Source organism: Cytophagia bacterium CHB2 (genome assembly GCA_030263535.1).
Classification (GTDB): Bacteria; Zhuqueibacterota; Zhuqueibacteria; order Zhuqueibacterales; family Zhuqueibacteraceae; genus Coneutiohabitans.
The window spans coordinates 1-2603 of record SZPB01000577.1 but is presented as its reverse complement, the minus strand read 5'-3'; the positions used below and the strand labels follow the sequence as shown (position 1 = coordinate 2603).

Annotated in this window: 3 protein-coding genes; all 3 read right to left on the bottom strand. The window is 52.9% G+C overall.

Annotated features, from left to right (window positions below):
• A partial coding sequence (locus FBQ85_29095) for a type I restriction endonuclease subunit R (GenBank protein ID MDL1879189.1) occupies window positions 1-1429 on the bottom strand: 1429 nt, incomplete at its 3' end.
• Entirely contained in the window at window positions 1389-1976 is a 588-nt protein-coding gene (locus FBQ85_29090; GenBank protein ID MDL1879188.1) for a virulence RhuM family protein, read from the bottom strand. The genes FBQ85_29090 and FBQ85_29095, both read right to left, overlap by 41 nt.
• 106 nt (window positions 1977-2082) lie before the next feature.
• Complete coding sequence (locus FBQ85_29085; protein MDL1879187.1) at window positions 2083-2460, bottom strand: GxxExxY protein; 378 nt, start codon at window positions 2458-2460, stop codon at window positions 2083-2085.
• Window positions 2461-2603: the final 143 nt, after the last annotated feature.

Below are 2603 nucleotides of genomic sequence, written 5' to 3'. Positions count from 1 at the left end.
CCCAATCCGCTTCGCCCTCCTCCGAATCCGTTGCCGCCGCGCCGAGAATGCCCTTCAGCTCGCGCGCCGTTTCGCCCGTTTGGCTGGAATGGGCCTCGTCCACGATCACCGCATATTTTCTCGCGGCGATGGCGGCTTCCCATTCTTTCGCTTTTTGTTTTTCCTCCTCAGTCGCTTTCTCCTGACTTTCTGCGCCGGCAGCGTAAAGCAGGCCACGCAACACAAAGGGAAATTTTTGCAACGTCGTGACCACGATCTTGGTGCCGTCGATCAGCGCGGCGGCCAGTTGTTTGGCATCTTCGTCAATCGCCTTCACCACGCCTTGCGCGTGTTCGATTTGGTAAATGGCGTCTTGCAGTTGCTGATCGAGCACGCGCCGATCCGTAATGACGATGACGCAATCGAAAACCTTTTCATCACGCTCTGTGTGCAAACTCGCCAGCCGGTGCGAGAGCCACGAAATGCTGTTGGTCTTGCCGCTGCCGGCAGAGTGTTGGATCAAATAATTTTGCCCCGCGCCTTCTTGCCGTGCCGCCACGACGATTTTGCGCACGGCGTCGAGTTGATGATAACGCGGGAAGACCAGCGTCTCTTTGGTGATGCGCCGTTGCCCGCCGCGCCCGTCATCCACCTTCTCATCTTTCTTCTCGATGAACATGAAATGGCCGAGAATATCGAGAAAGCTGTCGAATTTCAGCACCTCTTCCCAAAAGTAACCGGTGCGATAACCCGACGGATGCTGCGGATTGCCCGCGCCGCATTGAATCTCGCCCGGATGGCTGCCGCGGTTGAACGGCAGAAAATGCGTCGCCTCTTTGCGCAGATGCGTCGTCATGTAAACTTCGTCGGGATCAACCACAAAATGCACCAGCGCGCGTTTCTTGAATTGGAACAGCGGCGCCGCCGGATCGCGGTCGGTTTGATACTGCTTCACGGCATGGCGCCAATTCTGTCCGGTGCTGGGATTTTTGAGCTCGCAGGTCGCCACCGGCACGCCATTCACCGCAAAGAGCAAATCCACCGTGTCGTGTTTACCGGGATGGCACGGCACCTGTCGCGTCACGGTCAGTTGGTTTTGGTTGAACAGATCGAGTATGTCATAATTCAAACCGTGCGCGGGTTTGAAATAGGCGAGGCGGAAAGTCTTGCCATAAAACTTAAAGCCGTGCCGCAGAATGTGCAGCGTGCCCTTCAGCTCCAGTTCTTTGACCAGCGTGTTGATGATCTGGTTTTCCAATCCCTCGCGGTGCAGGCCGCGCATCTCTTCCCAAAGTTTAGTTTGCGTCTCCTGCAAAAATGCAAAGACGCGGCTCGGAAAGAGCGCGGTTTCCACGTCCCATTCCGCCACCGTGCCGGACTGCCAGCCGGCTTGATTCAGGAGAATGGATTCAACGTAAGTTTCGAAAGCTTTTTCGGTGGTTTGGGGCATGGGTAAACCTCGTGATCGTTATCTGGGCAACTTCTTTGTTTTGCGCCCCCTGACAGTTTCTTGATCTTCTCCACGGCCTCCTCGAAATCTTTCTCCACCGGCGAAGGCGCGCGAGCAGCTCGTCGAAATAGCCTCCGCCGCCGACTTGCTTCAGCCGCTCGTCATCCAGCGTGAAGCCTTTCACAATATATTCGCGCAGCCGCTGCGTCGCCCAAATGCGAAACTGTGTGCCGCGCAATGACTTCACCCGATAGCCGACGGAGATGATGACGTCGAGGTTGAAGTACTCGGCCTCGCGGCTTACTTCGCGGTCACCCTCTTGTTGAGCTGTTGCAAATTTTGCAACAGTTCGTTCGCGGGGAAGCTCGCCTTCTTCGAAGACATTACGAATGTGCCGGGAAATAACCGACTTATCCCGCTGGAATAGTTCGGCCAATTGATTGAGCGTGAGCCACACCGTCTCGCCCGCAAACCGCACCTCGAGACGCGTCTGCCGATCTTCGGTTTGATAAAAAATCAACTGCGATTGGCTGGGGTCCTCTTTCAATACCAGTTTCATCCCTCATGCCTTGAGTTTGGTTTTCTTAGTTCCTTAACCACGAACCGCACGAAATACACGAAATTTTTTGTGTGTGTTTTGTGTATTCCGTGATTCACAAAATAATCCTCTCAATAGTCGCCTTGGGATAATGCCCAAAATTGACCAACAAACCCAGCCGCAAACCGGTCGCTTTCAGATAATTGAAAACTTGCGCCCGATGCACGTCGTCGATGGCTTTAACGGCTTTCAATTCAACGATGATTTTGTCGTAACAAATGAAATCCGGTTTATAAGCCTGCTGCAGCTTCTCGCCTTTATAGAATATGGTCAGATCAACTTGAGAGGCAAACGGCACGTTCCGCCGTGAAAATTCTTTGGCAAGACATTCCTGATAAACTGCTTCCAGAAACCCACATCCCATTTCCCGATACACTTCAAAAATCGCGCCTTGAATTGCGTAACCCTCGTCTTTGTATAGTATCTCACCCATAATGCCTCCCAAATATCTATTTTAAGAAGCTTATCGACCACGAACCACTCAAAATACACGAAAGGCTTTTGTTCGTGTATTTCGTGTCTTTCGTGGTTCATGAATTTACCTTTCTCACCTCAATCTTCCCCGTCACCGCGGCG